At 58.1% G+C, this 15,313-nt stretch carries 13 protein-coding genes; 10 read left to right on the top strand and 3 right to left on the bottom strand.

The window, feature by feature from the left end:
* Positions 1-63 precede the first annotated feature (63 nt).
* Both IEX40_RS10100 and IEX40_RS10095 read left to right on the top strand, forming a co-directional pair.
* Positions 64-1,041 (top strand): aldo/keto reductase, encoded by a 978-nt coding sequence (locus tag IEX40_RS10100; RefSeq protein ID WP_188747860.1) that lies wholly within the window; start codon positions 64-66, stop codon positions 1,039-1,041.
* A 145-nt stretch (positions 1,042-1,186) separates the two neighbouring features.
* Positions 1,187-2,170, top strand: coding sequence for a glucokinase (locus IEX40_RS10095; protein WP_188747859.1), 984 nt, complete (start codon positions 1,187-1,189; stop codon positions 2,168-2,170).
* Positions 2,171-2,202: 32 nt separating this feature from the next.
* On the opposite strand, the gene IEX40_RS10090 is transcribed toward IEX40_RS10095, so the two are convergent.
* Positions 2,203-3,249, bottom strand: coding sequence for an oxidoreductase (locus IEX40_RS10090; RefSeq protein ID WP_188747858.1), 1,047 nt, complete (start codon positions 3,247-3,249; stop codon positions 2,203-2,205).
* A 171-nt stretch (positions 3,250-3,420) separates the two neighbouring features.
* Between IEX40_RS10090 and IEX40_RS10085 the strand changes: the two genes are divergently transcribed.
* Positions 3,421-4,149 carry a response regulator gene (locus IEX40_RS10085; RefSeq protein ID WP_188747857.1) on the top strand — a complete coding sequence of 243 codons (729 nt, stop codon included), beginning with the start codon at positions 3,421-3,423 and terminating at the stop codon, positions 4,147-4,149.
* Positions 4,146-5,594, top strand: coding sequence for an ATP-binding protein (locus IEX40_RS10080; protein WP_229680697.1), 1,449 nt, complete (start codon positions 4,146-4,148; stop codon positions 5,592-5,594). Before IEX40_RS10085 ends, IEX40_RS10080 begins: the two co-directional genes overlap by 4 nt.
* Before the next feature lie 135 nt (positions 5,595-5,729).
* On the opposite strand, the gene IEX40_RS10075 is transcribed toward IEX40_RS10080, so the two are convergent.
* Positions 5,730-6,311, bottom strand: a complete 582-nt coding sequence (locus IEX40_RS10075; RefSeq protein WP_229680696.1) for a hypothetical protein — start codon at positions 6,309-6,311, stop codon at positions 5,730-5,732.
* 557 nt (positions 6,312-6,868) lie between these two features.
* On the opposite strand from IEX40_RS10075, the gene IEX40_RS10070 reads away from it, so the two are divergent.
* The 4 genes from IEX40_RS10070 to IEX40_RS10055 all read left to right on the top strand — a co-directional run bounded on the left by IEX40_RS10070 (position 6,869) and on the right by IEX40_RS10055 (position 11,195).
* Complete coding sequence (locus IEX40_RS10070; RefSeq protein ID WP_188747856.1) at positions 6,869-8,131, top strand: ABC transporter substrate-binding protein; 1,263 nt, start codon at positions 6,869-6,871, stop codon at positions 8,129-8,131.
* A gap of 87 nt (positions 8,132-8,218) precedes the next feature.
* On the top strand, positions 8,219-9,187 hold the full coding sequence (locus IEX40_RS10065) for a carbohydrate ABC transporter permease (protein ID WP_229680695.1): 969 nt from the start codon (positions 8,219-8,221) through the stop codon (positions 9,185-9,187).
* Positions 9,180-10,055 carry a carbohydrate ABC transporter permease gene (locus IEX40_RS10060; RefSeq protein WP_188747854.1) on the top strand — a complete coding sequence of 292 codons (876 nt, stop codon included), beginning with the start codon at positions 9,180-9,182 and terminating at the stop codon, positions 10,053-10,055. The genes IEX40_RS10065 and IEX40_RS10060 overlap by 8 nt, the downstream gene beginning before the upstream one ends.
* A gap of 24 nt (positions 10,056-10,079) precedes the next feature.
* A complete protein-coding gene (locus tag IEX40_RS10055) occupies positions 10,080-11,195 on the top strand; it encodes an ABC transporter ATP-binding protein (RefSeq protein ID WP_188747853.1) in 1,116 nt (371 codons plus the stop codon).
* Between the two features lie 29 nt (positions 11,196-11,224).
* On the opposite strand, the gene IEX40_RS10050 is transcribed toward IEX40_RS10055, so the two are convergent.
* A complete protein-coding gene (locus tag IEX40_RS10050) occupies positions 11,225-11,947 on the bottom strand; it encodes an NYN domain-containing protein (RefSeq protein ID WP_188747851.1) in 723 nt (240 codons plus the stop codon).
* 205 nt (positions 11,948-12,152) lie between these two features.
* On the opposite strand from IEX40_RS10050, the gene IEX40_RS10045 reads away from it, so the two are divergent.
* Positions 12,153-13,052, top strand: a complete 900-nt coding sequence (locus tag IEX40_RS10045; RefSeq protein ID WP_188747849.1) for a bifunctional transcriptional activator/DNA repair enzyme AdaA — start codon at positions 12,153-12,155, stop codon at positions 13,050-13,052.
* Positions 13,053-13,119: 67 nt separating this feature from the next.
* Complete coding sequence (locus tag IEX40_RS10040; RefSeq protein ID WP_188747847.1) at positions 13,120-15,294, top strand: hypothetical protein; 2,175 nt, start codon at positions 13,120-13,122, stop codon at positions 15,292-15,294.
* Positions 15,295-15,313: the final 19 nt, after the last annotated feature.

The raw sequence follows: 15,313 nt of genomic DNA, 5'->3' as shown, positions 1-15,313 counted from the left end.
CCCGGAGTTTGGGGCCGAGTAGTGCGGCCCTTTTTTTATCATTGATAAGGGGCTCGCCGGGAGATGAGAGAGAAGGCACTACCTGTGATGCGCTATCTGCCCAACGCAAGCCGCCTGATTTATGGCTGCATGGGTTTGGGCGGAGGTTGGAACAGGGATGCTATCGGACCGGAGCATGTGCATCAGGCCCGCGCCTGTGTTGACGCCGCTCTCGAGTCAGGTATCAACCTGTTCGACCACGCCGACATCTACGCGCAGGGCAAGGCAGAGCAGGTGTTTGGCGAGGTGCTGAAACAGTGTCCTGGTCTTAGGGAGAACATCTACCTGCAATCCAAAAGCGGTATCCGTTTCGCCGACGATGCCGGCCCGAAACGGTACGACCTGTCCAAGGGCTGGATACTGCAGTCGGTCGATGGGATTTTGCAGCGACTGGGGACCGAATACCTGGATCTGCTGATGCTGCACCGGCCGGATCCGCTGATGGCGCCGGAGGCAATTGCCGAGGCGTTCGAGCTGCTGTTGGAGAGCGGCAAGGTGCGCAACTTCGGCGTATCCAATATGCATGCCCACCAGATGCAGTTGTTGGTGGGCTCGCTCGGGCGGCCACTGGTGGCCAACCAGCTTGAACTCAGCCTCCATCATCGGCAGTGGCTGGAAGAGGGGGTATTCGCCGGGCATCCCGATGCGCGCCGGGTCGGTTTTTCTCCCGGTACCCTGGATTATTGCCGGACGCAGGGGGTTCAGCTCCAGGCGTGGGGCAGCCTGTGTCGAGGCCTGTATAGCGGCTCCGTCACGCCAGAGCACCCGCTCTCGGTACGGCGCACCGCGGCGTTAGTCATGGACTTGGCACTGCAGTATCAGGTATCGAAGGAGGCGGTCGTCCTGGCCTGGCTGATGCGCCATCCGGCGCAGATTCAGCCGATCATCGGTACTACTGATTTAGAGCGAATCAGAGCCTGTGCGGTGGCGCCGTCTGTGGAGCTCGGACGCGCGCAGTGGTACTCACTGTATGTTGCGGCACGTGGCGAGGAGCTACCTTGATAGATGCAGATCCTTGGTGCGGATACAGTTTTTTACATGACATTACGTAATTTTATTACATATAATCACTCGTCAGGCTCTGCTGACGATTGCGGAGCAGGGGGTGGCGATGTCCACTGATCGCTCTTATGGTGGGGAGGTTTAGATGAGTTCCGGGCAGAATGGTCGCTACACGTTAGTAGCGGATATAGGTGGTACCAACGCACGTTTTGCGCTGGTGGCACCAGGGCAGTTGCAGCCGGAACAGCAGATCACGCTGGCGGTGGATGATTTCGATACCATCGACGCGGCCATTCGCGCCTATCTTGAACAGGCCGGCATCGGCCATGATGAGACGCCGCGCGAAGCCTGTTTGGCCATCGCCTGCCCGACCAGCCGCGATTGGATCAGTATGACCAATAACGGTTGGTCCTTCTCCCGCGAAGCCCTGCAACGGAGTCTGGCGCTTGAGCAACTGCAGGTAATCAATGACTACGCCGCCCAGGCTTATGCCGCGCCTCACCTGAAGGCGGACGAACTGTTCCGTGTCGGTGGCGGCGAAGCGCTGACTGGGCATCCGATCGCCCTGGTCGGACCCGGAACCGGGCTGGGTGTGGGTGGGTTGATTTTTGACAACCAGGGCCAGGTGGCGCTGGTGACCGAGGGTGGTCATGTGGATTTTGCACCGACCACCGAGTTGGAGATCGATATCCTGCGTTACCTGCTGCGCTACCATGAGCACGTTTCGGCCGAGCGCCTGCTGTCCGGCATGGGGCTGACCAATCTGCATAAAGCCCTAACCGATATTCGCGGCGCTACGGGCGGACCGCTGACACCGGCCCAGATCAGCGCAGGTGCGCTGGAGAGGGGCGATGCAATCTGCCGGGAGACGTTGGAGATCTTCTGCGCCATGCTTGGCAGCGTGGCAGGTAACACGGCTTTGACTCTGGGCGCGCAGGGCGGCGTGTTCATCACCGGCGGCATCATCCCGCGCATGCTGGACCTGTTCGCGACCAGCCAGTTCAGAGCCCGCTTCGAAGCCAAGGGGCGCTTTCGTGACTATATGGCGGCGATTCCGACTCAGGTAGTCATCGCCGCGCAGCCGGGGCTGCTCGGCGCTTCGGCGGCGCTGCATCGCCACTCTCTTTAAACAGGTCGGGCTTTAGACCCGGCGAGCGCTGGTCAGAGCTTGATCCGGCGCCCTTCGTCGTTGCTCTGTTGTGCCAGTTCTATCAGGCGGATCGCCTCCAGCGCCTGCTCGGCCGGCACCGGGTTGTCCCCGCCACGCAGCAGTGTATCGGCGACCGCCTGGTAGTAGTGCTGGTAGCCGCCGCACAGGGTTTCCATGACCTCGGAATCTTGCGCATCGCTGAACTGGCCCCACTGCTCCGGTGTTTCTTTTGCCCACTCATCGCGGTCGGGACGAACCCCGGCCAGTAATCGAGCCTCCTGCGGATCCAGGCCCTGCTTGCGATAGCTGCCGCCGCTGCCCTCAACCTGAAATCTCAGGTTTGCCGACGCACAGTAGGGACTGGAGTTGAGCACCACTTCGAGCTGCGGATAGTGCAGCTGGACGTGGAAATAGTCGGTAACCTCGCACTGTTCGCGCAGGCAGGCCAGCCGTGCCGTAATCGCCTGTGGCGAGCCGAACAGCTGCAGCGCCTGATCCAGCAGGTGTGGGCCGAGATCAAACCAGATCCCGCTGCCACGTCCGGGCTGTTCCCGCCAGCGCTCCCGGGGCTCTGGGCGGAAACGGTCGAAGCGCGACTCCAACAAGCGAACCTGACCCAGTCGGCCGGAGGCGATCAGCGATTTCAGCGTCAGAAAATCGCCGTCCCAGCGCCGGTTCTGGTACACAGAGAGCAGCCGGTTGCGCTCTTTGGCCAGGTCGATCAACGCCTGTCCCTCTTTGCTGCTGCAGACAAATGGCTTGTCGACTATCACATCCTTGCCCCTCTCCAGCGCCTGGCGAGCCAGCGTGTAGTGGCTGTCATTCGGTGTGGTGATGATCACCAAACGCGCCTCGTCCTCCGCCAGCAGGGTCTGCGCATCGCGGTACCGGCTGACCCTCTCATCGATCAGGTGCAGGTTATCGTCACGACTGGTGCTCACCGCCGTCAGGCGGAAGTCGGGCAGGGCCTGCACAAACGGCAGGTGAAAGACGCGGGCGGAAAAACCAAATCCGATCAGGGCCGTGGGGATTGGGGAGGTGCGGTCGGCGGTATTCATTGATAGGCTCCAGTCCGGGCGATTCGGTGAAAACTGAATGTTGTAAACTTACATTATTTTGTTACATTTTGCATGGACTGGCTGGAAGAAGAATAAAATCCACTGATGAGCCAGAATAATAAAAACTCAGTACGGCCGTTTCCATCAGTTGTGATGCGGCGCGGAGAGAGCATGTCCCCTAGCGAAAAGAGCAAACAGATTCTGGTGGTCGATGACGACCAGCAGATACGCGAGTTGCTGGAGTCCTATCTGCAGCGCAACGGCTATTCGGTGCTGACCCTTGCCGACGGCAGCGAGTTGATGGCGCTGCTGCATGCACGACAGGATATCGACCTGGTCGTGCTCGATCTGATGATGCCGGGCGAGGACGGCTTCTCGCTCTGTCGCCGTATCCGCGCCGAATCGGAACTGCCGATCATTATGCTCACCGCGTCGGCGGAGGAGACCGACCGCATCGTCGGGTTGGAGATGGGGGCCGACGACTATGTGGCCAAACCCTTCAACCCGCGCGAATTGCTGGCGCGGATCAAGGCAGTGCTCAGGCGGGTACAGACGGTGCCGGAGAGTGCCAACAGTCCGCGCTTCTTCTGCTTTGCCGGTTGGCGCCTGGACCGGGTGAATCGCGACCTGATCGATCCCGGAGGTGTGATCAAGCCGCTTAGCGGTGCTGATTTCAATCTGCTGCAGCTGTTTCTCGAACATCCCAACCAGGTGTTGAGCCGGGATGACCTGCTGAACCTGACCCGCGGTCGAGAAGCTTCCCCCTATGATCGCAGTATCGATGTGCAGCTCAGCCGGCTTCGCCAGCGATTGGGGGACGATGGCAAGGACCCGCATATTATCAAGACCGTGCGTGGGGCCGGCTACGTGCTGGCGGTCGAAGTGGAGCGCCTGGCGTGAAGCTGATCCGCACACTGATCCCCGGCTCGCTGCTCAAGCGCATGCTGCTGGTAATGGTGCTCGGCGTGCTGCTGGCCCAGGTGGTTAGCAACCTGATCTGGGTGCAGCAGATCAGCCGCGACAAGCGTGAGGTCGCGGCGCGCATGGCGGAAGACCTGGCTGAGGGGGTTTCCTCCACGGTGACCTTTTTCCGCGCCCTGCCCAGCGAATACCGTCACCTGGTCCTGTCTCAGCTGCGCGATATGGGGGGCACTCGCTTTTTCGTGTCGCTCAACCGCGAGGTGATCGAGATTACCGATATCGAGGACTCGGCGCTCAAGCAGCTGGTGTTGGAGCGTTTTACTCAGGGACTACGCAAGAAGCTGGGCAGCGCCCCGGAGATCCTGGTCAGCTTTTCGCTGCCGGAAAACCTGCATGTGTTCAATAACCGTACACTGCTGCTCGATCTGCCGCCGCGCTGGTCGCAACAGAGCCTGATCTACGACAGCCAGTCGCCGCCCATTCTGGTGGCCCAGGTCGGTATGGGCGACGGCGAATGGCTCTATCTGGCCGCGCTGCTGCCCAAACCCGATCTGCTGGTAAAGAGCGACTACCTGCCGATGGACCGATTGCTGTTTTTGGCGCTGCTGCTCGGTATCCTGCTTCTGCTCGGCGGCGCCATCGTGCGCTGGTTGACCCGGCCGCTGGCACAGCTCTCCGGGGCTGCTGAACAGTTGGGGTTGGGCCTGGAGCGTGAACCTATCCCGGAGCGAGGACCGCTGGAGATCAAGGCCACCGCCCAGGCGTTCAACCGGATGCAGGAGCGGATTCAGCGCTTTATCGACGACCGGGAGCGGCTGTTTTCGGCCATCTCCCACGATCTGAAAACGCCGATTACCCGGCTCAGACTGCGTGCCGAGATGCTGGATGATCCACGGGATCGCGACACCTTCGGCCGCGATCTCGAGGAGTTGGAGCAGATGGTCAAGGGGGCGCTGGAGTGTTCACGTGGCACCGATATCCACGAGCCGCTGCAACCGGTGGATATCCTCGCACTGCTGGAGTCGCTGCAGGGGGATGCGCAGGAGCTGGGGCGTGACATGACGCTGCAGGGCGACGCGGGCCCGGCGCTATCGGCCCGGCCGCTGGCGCTGAAACGGGCGCTGCGCAACCTGATCGACAACGCCCTGTTCTACGGCGGCGGTGCCGAGGTCTGGGTCGAAAACAGCGATCAGCAGCTCATTATCCGTATCTGCGACCGCGGCCCCGGCGTGCCCGAGGATATGATCGAGCAGCTGTTCGAGCCCTATTTCCGCGTCGAGCAGTCGCGCAGCCGCAATACCGGCGGCACCGGGCTGGGGTTGGGTATTGCCCGCAACATCATCCATGCCCATGGCGGTGAGTTGCGGCTTGCCAATCGCAAAGGCGGCGGTCTGGAGGTGGACGTAACACTACCGCGCCATTAATCGGTTAACTGATCTTCTACAGCGCCTTACGACAGATGCCTGAATAGCAAGCTAGGGTTGGCGAGGAGGTTGAATAGTAGGCCGGTAATACGAGTTTATTGATCGATTTCGTTTACCGGCCGACTGGAAATTTTATCAGGTGCTTGGAATATCGTTTATGAAATCGGCCAGAATTTTATCGATGGCGGTTTTGGTAGAGTCCAAGGTGGCATTTTTCATTCCGAAAGGACCGCCCCAAAACATTTGTGACCCTTTCGAGGCGCCTTCTACTGAATATACCTTATCCAGCGTAACATTGTTTCCGTCCATAAGTTTGATACGCATCGATACATAGGCGTGATAATTCTTGAATTCGTAGTTTTCAAGACTGAACTCAATCAGGTTGCCATCTTGGGTGTGGCCCTCGTCCGTTTTAGTGAGTCGGCCGAAAGCGTTTTGTACGTAGGGAGCATTCAGCGATTCGTCGAGAATCGTGCCAAACTCCACAATCCACAGATGGGCATAACCGACGGTAGCGGCGCGGAACTCGTATCGGTTATTTTGAGTTTCGCCATCAATAAAGTAATCGGACTGAATATTGGTTTTCGGAAGCTCTACGCTATTGGCATGTTTTTCAAGGAACTGGGGGTAATCCTTTGCGACAGGGTGATTTATCGAACACCCGGACATTACTGCCAAGGCCAACACTGCTGTTAAAATCGAAACTGCTTTTTTCATTATGCATCCATTTCAAATTATTGAATTTCACGAAATTCGAAACTCCTGAATATGGCAAGCCGTCATCAGGGTAACTGTTGCAGTCGGATTGGACCGTTAAAAAAGATAGGTTCTCAACGGCAGGTTGGCTCGTCTTCGGCACATACTTCACACCAGTTCAAAGACTATATGTAACTGGATGCTGACGAATATTCGACTTCGACGATTTCCCTGATCCTGGTCGATACGCTCTTTCCTTGAGATCTGAACCGAACAACAGAACAGAGTCTGCCAACAAAGTTATTACTTGGCAAGCCTGGCGTTAAACTTAGGTTTTTTGGTTTTTTTGATTTAAATCAATATGTTAAAATTTGTTTTTTGGCTGAGATAAGCTCAGGTTAAGACCTTCTCTTAGGCTTCGAATACCGGTTCAAGAAGCGGATGCAGGTGCTTTGTAACACTTTGTTACACTTCCTTTCCGCCAGTAACCCTAAGTGGTAAAGCCGCGTGTTTTAATCAACCTGCTCCCCATGGGAGATCAAACAAATGCCTGAATAAAAAATATAAGGGTTAGGCCAATGTTGACCACTTTCGCAAAGCGTACCATCCTCGCGACCGCCATCTCCGGGCTGCTCAGCACTGGAGCTCTCGCCGGCAGTGTCGAAGTTCTCCACTACTGGACCTCGGGCGGTGAAGCCAAGTCTGCCGCCGTATTGAAAGATCTGCTGGAGAAAGAGGGGCACGAATGGAAAGATTTTGCCGTTGCCGGTGGTGGCGGCGAGAGCGCCATGACCGTGCTCAAGTCCCGTGCCGTATCCGGTAATCCTCCCAGCGCCGCCCAGATCAAAGGCCCCGATATCCAGGAGTGGGCGGATCTCGGCTTTCTCACCGAGCTTGATCAGGTCGCCGGCAACAACAATTGGGATCAGCAGCTGCCGCAGGTGGTGGCCAATGTCATGAAATACGACGGTCACTACGTTGCAGTACCGGTGAATGTTCACCGCGTGAACTGGATCTGGGCCAACCCCGAGGTACTGAAACAAGCCGGTGTCGATGAGGTGCCGAGCAGCTGGGAAGAGCTGATCGCAGTTGCACCGAAGATCAAGGCAGCAGGTTTTATTCCGCTGGCCCACGGTGGCCAGGCCTGGCAGGACGCGACACTGTTTGAGGCCGTAGTGCTGGGTGTCGGCGGTGCTGACTTCTACCAGAAGGCGATGGTAGAGACCGATGCCGATGCCCTGTCCGGTGACACCATGGTCAAGGTGCTGGATACCTTCAAGCGTCTGCGTCCGCTGATCGATGATGATGCCGCCGGCCGCGAATGGAATATCGCCACCGCAATGGTTATCAACGGCAAGGCTGCGATGCAGGTGATGGGCGACTGGGCCAAGGGTGAGTTCACTGCTGCCGGCAAAATCCCGGGCAAGGACTACGTCTGCGCACCTGCGCCGGGCACGCAGAACACCTTCACCTTCAACGTGGACAGCTTCGCCATGTTCGAGGTCAGCGATGCCGGGGACAAGCAGGCTCAGGCTGACCTGGCACGGCTGATTCTGGAGCCCACCTTTCAGGAGGCTTTCAACCTGAACAAGGGCTCCATTCCGGTGCGTACCGATCTGCCGATGGACAAGTTCGACAGCTGCGCGAAGATGTCGATGAACGACTTCATCAGTACCTCGAAGCAGGGCGGGCTGGTGCCGAGTATGGCGCACGGTATGGCGGTGCCGTCGGCGGTGCAGGGTGCTATCTATGACACTGTCACCAACTTCTTCAACAGCGACGATATGACGCCTGAGCAAGCGGCCGAGAAACTGGCCAAAGCTGTTCGCGCGGCTATCTGAATCCGCATCACTCTAATCTGATCTGACAGGCAGCGGGGTATCGCATCGACGATACCCCTCTCCAAACTCGCCTGAAGGTTGTTGATCATGGCTGCTCACGAAATGACACAATCCGCTGCTACCGCGTCCATATCGGACGATGCTACTGCCGGCACCGAGCCTGTACGTCGAGGCGTGGGGTTTGGTGAACGGGTACAGCGTCTGCTGCCCAAGTTGGTGTTGGGCCCCACCATGCTGACCACACTGCTGTTCATCTACGGCTATGTGATCTGGACCGGCGTACTGTCGGTGACAAAGTCCCGTTTTCTGCCGCAATACGACTTCGTCGGTCTGCTGCAGTACGAAAAACTGCTCGACAATGACCGCTGGGGCGTGGCTTCGCTCAATATCGTCATTTTTGGCGGACTGTTCATCCTGATCTGTTTAGGGCTGGGCGTGCTGATGGCGATACTGCTGGACCAGAAGATCCGTGCCGAGGGCTCCATTCGTACCATTTTCCTCTATCCCATGGCGCTGTCATTCATCGTCACCGGTACTGCCTGGAAATGGATTCTGAACCCTGGGCTGGGGCTGGAGAAGTTGCTGCAGGACTGGGGATTTGAGCAGTTTACCTTCGATTGGCTGGTGGATCCGGACATGGCGATCTATACCCTGGTGATCGCCGCAGTGTGGCAATCGTCCGGCTTTGTCATGGCATTGTTTCTGGCCGGCCTGCGCGGCGTCGATAACTCTATCGTCAAGGCGGCGCAGCTCGACGGCGCCAGCATGCCGACTATCTATCGGCGCATCATCCTGCCGCATCTGCGCCCGGTATTTTTCAGTGCCTTCATCATCCTGTCGCACATCGCGATCAAGAGTTTCGACCTGGTCATGGCACTCACCGGCGGAGGTCCGGGCTACTCCACCGACCTGCCGGCCACCTTCATGTACACCACGGCGTTCAGCCGCGGCCAGATGGCGCTGGGCTCCGCCAGTGCGATGCTGATGCTGGGAGTGGTGCTGGCGATACTGATCCCCTATCTCTACTCTGAGCTGCGAGGTAAGAACAATGGCTGAGCTGTCTCTGAATAAGCCGCGCTTCACCATTGGGCGGCTGTTTGTCTACGCCACCTTGCTGTTGGGCGTATTGTTCTACCTGATGCCGCTGCTGGTGATGCTGCTGACCTCGTTCAAGAGCATGGACGATATCCGTTCCGGTAACCTGCTGGCGCTGCCCGATGCGTTCCTATTCGATGCCTGGATCAAGGCCTGGAGCTCCGCCTGCACTGGCGTCGCTTGCGACGGCGTACAGGGTTACTTCTGGAACTCGTTCCAGATCACCATCCCGGCGGTGCTGATCTCCACCTTCCTCGGTGCGCTCAACGGTTATGTGCTGACCAAGTGGAAGTTCCGCGGCAGCGACCTGTTTTTCGGCCTGATGTTGTTCGGCTGCTTTATCCCGTTTCAGGTGGTGATCCTGCCGATGGCGCAGACCCTGGGCTGGTTGGGGCTGGCCAACACCACCACTGGGCTGGTGTTCGTGCATATCGTCTATGGCATGTCGTTCACTACGCTGTTTTTCCGCAACTTCTACGTGGCAGTGCCGACCGAGCTGGTCAACGCCGCACGCATCGACGGCGCCGGCTTTTTCACCATCTTCTGGCGCATCATCCTGCCACTGTCCGGACCGATCTTCGTGGTCTGCATCATCTGGCAGTTCACCCAGGTGTGGAACGACTTCCTGTTCGGCGTGGTGTACTCCGGCGGCGATACCAAGCCGATCACGGTGGCACTGAACAACCTGGTCAACACCTCCACCGGGGTGAAGGAGTACAACGTGGATATGGCGGCAGCGATGATCGCGGCCCTTCCGACCCTGATTGTCTATGTCCTGGCCGGTAAGTATTTCGTGCGCGGTCTCACCGCAGGTGCCGTCAAAGGCTGATGATAAGAATTAAAGGTAAAGATCATGGCAGCTCTGGATATTCAAAACGTTAAAAAGACTTTCGGTAACGTGGATGTGCTCAAGGGGATCAACCTGAGCATCAAGGATGGCGAGTTTCTGATTCTGGTCGGTCCCTCCGGCTGCGGTAAATCCACGCTGATGAACTCCATCGCTGGGCTAGAGGAGGTGACCTCCGGTGATATCTGCATCGGCGGTGGAGCAGTAACCCATCTGCCGCCAAAGGATCGCGATATCGCCATGGTGTTCCAGTCCTATGCGCTGTACCCGAGCATGAGCGTGCGCGACAACATCGCCTTTGCGCTGGAGATCCGCAAGGTGCCCAAGGCGGAGCGGATACAAGAGGTGGAGCGTGTGGCCGATCTGTTGCAGATCAGCCACCTGCTGGATCGCAAACCCTCACAGCTCTCCGGCGGTCAACGTCAGCGCGTGGCGATGGGACGGGCACTGGCGCGTCAGCCAAAGATCTACCTGTTTGATGAGCCGCTCAGCAACCTGGACGCCAAACTGCGCGTCGAGATGCGCACCGAGATCAAGAAGCTGCATCAGCGGCTGAAAACCACCATCGTCTACGTCACCCACGACCAGATCGAAGCGATGACCCTGGCCGACCGTATCGCCGTGATGAAGGATGGTATGGTGCAGCAGTTCGGTACTCCGCAGGAGATCTACGATAACCCGGCCAACATGTTTGTGGCCGGTTTCATGGGCTCGCCGGCGATGAACTTCCTGCGCTGCGAGCTGACCTGCGGTGATGGCCGTTATGCGGTGCGCGCGATAACCAAAGATGGTCGGGAGTACGCGTTGCCGCTGGTACATGCCGATGCAAGGCTGCAGCCCTGGGTCGGTAAAGAGGTGGTGCTGGGGATCCGTCCGGAGCTGATTACCCATGTGATTCCACACAAGAGCGAAGCCGACAGCGTGGCGCACTTCACCGCTCGTGTTGAAGTGGCCGAGCCCACCGGCCCCGATACCCTGGTGCTGGTGGAGTTGAACGGTCAGGAGGTGGACTGCCGTGTCGACCCGCGCGAACAGCGCCCGGTCGGCACCGATATGGAGTTCATGGTCGATATGTCGAAGGCGGTGTTGTTCGATCCCGAAACTGAAGAACGTCTGCTATGAGGGGAGGGGCAGGAGAAGCGGGCGAGCGCCTAGCTTCTCTTGTCCTTGATGTACATGGCGGTGTGCCTCATCTCGATCTCGAACAGATCGATGACACGAATCAGGTCGCCAAGCTTTTTGTAGCCGTAGTTCACCGATGAGAAGGAGCTGTTGTTGGATATATAGTTCGCCACCATGCTCAGGTGGGCGAAACCATCGTCATCCGAGGTCTGTTCGACGGCGGTCCTGAGCAGATTGACCAAGCCGCTGTCACCGCGCAGCTCCTTCCTGTTTTTCTTGTGTGATGCCTGGGGGGCATCTACCTCTTCGCTTTCATCTTCGATCAGGTTTTCGATATAGATAAAGGGTGAGCAGGCATCGACAAATGCCTGGGGTGTTTTCTTCTCGCCGAAACCGTATACCGGCAAACCGCTCTCCAGAATTCTCATGACAAGAGGCGTAAAGTCGCTATCGCTGGTCATCAGGGCGAAGGCGTCCACGTTCTTGCTATACAGCAGATCCATTGCGTCGATAATCATCGCCGAGTCCGTGGCGTTCTTGCCCTTGGTGTAGGCAAACTGCTGCATGGGCCTGATGGCGTGAGGGTGCAGCTTTTCAATCCATCCGGCAAGCGAGGGGTTATTCCAGTCGCCATGGGCGTGGCGCACGTTGACCGTGCCATATTTGGCCAGCTCCTGCAGTACGCCTTCGATAGACTTGTAGCTCACGTTGTCGCAGTCGATGAGCAGCGCAATCTTATGTATTGACGACATAACCTATCCTTTGTCGTTGACGAGACTGGAGAGCGTCCCTGATGGTTGTCAGTACCCTGATCGACCGCCGTATAAGTTTACGGCGGCGAATTGAACGGCCTGCTGCAACACAGTCATCCGTCGATGGTATGGCAAGAAACGGATGGAGACGCGGGCGGCAGAGGGTCCATAGTGAGAGTATCAGTAATAGTAGTGAGCTTGTGAAATGTCGATGCCAGCAGAGAGGGCGACAATAAACGTGACGCGTCTTGGCCAGTTGGAAACTGTCGCCCGATACATTGAGTCCCACTCCGACGAGCGTCTGACCCTGGCTAGGCTGGCGGCACTGGCCGGACTGTCTCAGTCCAGGCTACAGCGCGCGTTCAAGGCCGCCTTCGGTATTTCGCCCAAGGCCTATCAGGATGCAATACGTCTGCAACAGCTGAAGCGTTCGTTGAAGGAGGAGGGCAGCGTCACCGATGCTATTTATGCGGCGGGATTCGGCTCGATCAGCCGAGTCTATGGCGAAGCGGCGCGCACCATGGGGATGACACCGAAAGCCTACCGTGCAGGAGGAGAGGGCGAGACGATCGCCTATGCCTGCAGAACGACCGCATTGGGGCCGATGCTGATGGCGGCGACGGACAGGGGCGTCTGTTGCGTGCAGTTCGACGACGATGAGGCGGTGCTGCTGGATAAACTCAGGGGTGAGTTTCCCAATGCGCAGCTGATACTGTCCGACGCGCAGCATACACCTGAGTTGGATGCCTGGATCGACGCGCTGAATCGCCATATCGGCGAGGGTACGCCGTGTCCGGAACTGCCGCTGGATATGCGCGGTACCGCGTTCCAGATGAAGGTCTGGCAGTTCCTGCTGCAGATACCGCAAGGGGATATTCTCAGCTACGGCGAGCTGGCTGAGCGTATGGGTCAACCCAAGGCGGTCAGGGCAGTAGCCTCCGCCTGCGCCCGCAACCGCATCGGCGTGTTGATCCCCTGTCATCGGGTGTTGAAAGGCGATGGTGGTCTTGGCGGGTATCGCTGGGGGCTTGAGCGAAAGCGCGCTCTGCTGGACAAAGAGCGCGCATGCAACACGGGGTCAACATCCCAGGCCGGTTTGACCTAGACAAGAATGCCTGTCTATAACACCTAAAAGCCGCATAAGGCGTCGAAGCAGGCAGGCGATCAATACTATGTTCAGCACCAGCCTGGTGATCCTTACCATTTCGCTGTACATGGCCTTCCTGTTTGCCGTGGCGCAGCTAGTGGAGAAACGCCCGGGCGGCAGGAGCGTTTTTACTCCCTATATCTATGCGTTGGCACTGACGGTTTACTTCACCTCCTGGGGCTTCTACGGCAATGTTGGATTCGCCGCCTCTTCCGGTTTGATCTATCTGGGCACGGAGATCGGCTCCGTCGCGGCGGTTCTATTTTGGTGGTATACCATTCGCCGCATGGTGCGGATCAAGGAGACATACCACATCACCAACATCGCCGACTTCATCTCGGCACGCTACAACCGCTCCCAGGCTGTGGCCGCTCTGGTCGCATTGATCGCTTTGCTCGGAATCCCGCCCTATATCGCACTGCAACTCAAATCGATCGTCAGCACCATCAGCATTATCCTGCCGGTGAGCCAGGAGGACTGGGCTGGCTCAGGTCTGATGGTGATGCTGGCGATGGTGGTATTCACAGTGCTTTTCGGCGCTCGCCGGCTGGACCCGACGGAGCGGCATCCGGGGGTGACGTTGGTGCTGGCGCTGCAGGGACTGGTCAAGATTGTCGCCATTCTGGCGATCGGGATCTTCGTTACTTACGGCCAGTATGAAGGCTTCGGCGATATTTTTAACCGTATCGATGCGGCGGGCCTGGAGCGGTTGAAGAGTGCCAGCACCTCGCAGGGGGCCGTTGCGGCCGAGTGGGTGACATTGATCGTGTTGGGCATGGTGGCGGTGCAGTGTTTGCCGCGACAGTTTCACCTGTTGGTGGTGGAAAACTCACATGAACGGGACATCCTCAAGGCAATCGTGATATTCGTTGCCTACAACGTGCTGTTCGATCTGTTCGTAATCCCCATTGCTGGAGCCGGCCTGCTCCAGGGGCTACCGCTGGCACAGGCGGATGAGTTCGTGTTGAGACTGCCCTATAACGCCGGAGAGGACTGGCTGACCCTATTGGTCTTTGTCGGTGGATTCTCGGCGGCGACCGGCATGATCATCATCAGCACCATGACCCTGTCGACCATGGCCACCAACCACCTGCTGTTGCCGGTGATCGAATCGATTGAGGCCCTCAACTTTCTCCGTCATCACCTGCTGCAACTGCGCTGGTTGATGATCGTGTTGATCATTCTGTTCAGCTACGCCTTTGCCTGGTCTTTCAGTGGCAGTTACATGCTGGCGGCGATGGGAACCTTCTCATTCGTGGCGGTGGTGCAGTTTGCGCCGGCAATGTTCGGCGGCATGATTTGGCGTGGAGCAAACCGCATCGGTGCGGTCGCGGGTCTTGGCGCCGGCCTGTTGGTATGGTTGTACACCCTGGTGTTACCGGCATTCATCCGCCAGGGGTGGATTGAAACGACGATGCTGGACGCGGGGCCATGGCAGGTCGCCTGGCTGCACCCTGAAGCGCTGTTCGGCGTTAGCACGCTGTCCCCGCTAAGTCACAGCATGTTCTGGTCTCTGGTTCTCAATATCGTGTGCCTGATAATCGGGTCATGGCTCTATTCGCCGAGTAAGGAGGAGCGTACCAATCTGGTCGAGTTTCTGCGTACGCTGTCGTCGGGTTCCCACGTTCACAAAGGTCGCCCGACCGGGCTTGAGGCGTACATTCCCTTCCAGCCCAAGTACAAGGAGGCGGTTCGTCTGTTATCGCGTTATCTGCCTGAACAGCATGCGGTTCGGGAGGTTGTACAGATCGCGGAGTTACTGCGAACGAGCGACAAGGACAGCATCACCATCATCGAGTTGGTCGAGTTTCACCGCATGTTGGAGATGACGCTCTCCGGATCCATAGGGGCGGCCAGCGCCCACCGGGTCATCGAAACCGGTATTGGCTACAGCGAGCGGGAAAAGCGCGATCTGCAAGCGATCTACAGCCATATCGCGATGGAACTGGGCGGACCGCTCCCGATAGAGGAGCCGCAACAGCGCCCGGCACAGACGGATGATCGCTACAGCTTCGTCAATGAACTGCAACAGACTATAGAGCGGCAGCAACAGGAGCTCGATGATCAGAAATCGCAGCTGGAGCGGCTAAAACAGCGGCTCGAGCACAGTGATGAGGAGCTATTCGAGCAGCGTCTTCTGGTCCAGAGACTGACACAGGAGCTCAAGACGCTGCATGGCCTGAACGATGGCGATAAGTAGGAATCCCGCGCGAGGCGGG

The sequence above is a fragment of the Marinobacterium zhoushanense genome (assembly GCF_014641945.1).
GTDB lineage: Bacteria > Pseudomonadota > Gammaproteobacteria > Pseudomonadales > Balneatricaceae > Marinobacterium_D > Marinobacterium_D zhoushanense.
The sequence above is the reverse complement of the archived record's forward strand: the minus strand, read 5'-3'. Positions and strand labels throughout refer to the sequence as shown.

Coding starts and splice junctions, on each gene's coding strand:
- IEX40_RS10100 (WP_188747860.1), top strand. CDS start 64: ATGAGAGAGAAGGCACTACCTGTGATGCGCTATCTGCCCAACGCAAGC.
- IEX40_RS10095 (WP_188747859.1), top strand. CDS start 1,187: ATGAGTTCCGGGCAGAATGGTCGCTACACGTTAGTAGCGGATATAGGT.
- IEX40_RS10090 (WP_188747858.1), bottom strand. CDS start 3,249: ATGAATACCGCCGACCGCACCTCCCCAATCCCCACGGCCCTGATCGGA.
- IEX40_RS10085 (WP_188747857.1), top strand. CDS start 3,421: ATGTCCCCTAGCGAAAAGAGCAAACAGATTCTGGTGGTCGATGACGAC.
- IEX40_RS10075 (WP_229680696.1), bottom strand. CDS start 6,311: ATGAAAAAAGCAGTTTCGATTTTAACAGCAGTGTTGGCCTTGGCAGTA.
- IEX40_RS10070 (WP_188747856.1), top strand. CDS start 6,869: ATGTTGACCACTTTCGCAAAGCGTACCATCCTCGCGACCGCCATCTCC.
- IEX40_RS10065 (WP_229680695.1), top strand. CDS start 8,219: ATGGCTGCTCACGAAATGACACAATCCGCTGCTACCGCGTCCATATCG.
- IEX40_RS10060 (WP_188747854.1), top strand. CDS start 9,180: ATGGCTGAGCTGTCTCTGAATAAGCCGCGCTTCACCATTGGGCGGCTG.
- IEX40_RS10055 (WP_188747853.1), top strand. CDS start 10,080: ATGGCAGCTCTGGATATTCAAAACGTTAAAAAGACTTTCGGTAACGTG.
- IEX40_RS10050 (WP_188747851.1), bottom strand. CDS start 11,947: ATGTCGTCAATACATAAGATTGCGCTGCTCATCGACTGCGACAACGTG.
- IEX40_RS10045 (WP_188747849.1), top strand. CDS start 12,153: ATGTCGATGCCAGCAGAGAGGGCGACAATAAACGTGACGCGTCTTGGC.
- IEX40_RS10040 (WP_188747847.1), top strand. CDS start 13,120: ATGTTCAGCACCAGCCTGGTGATCCTTACCATTTCGCTGTACATGGCC.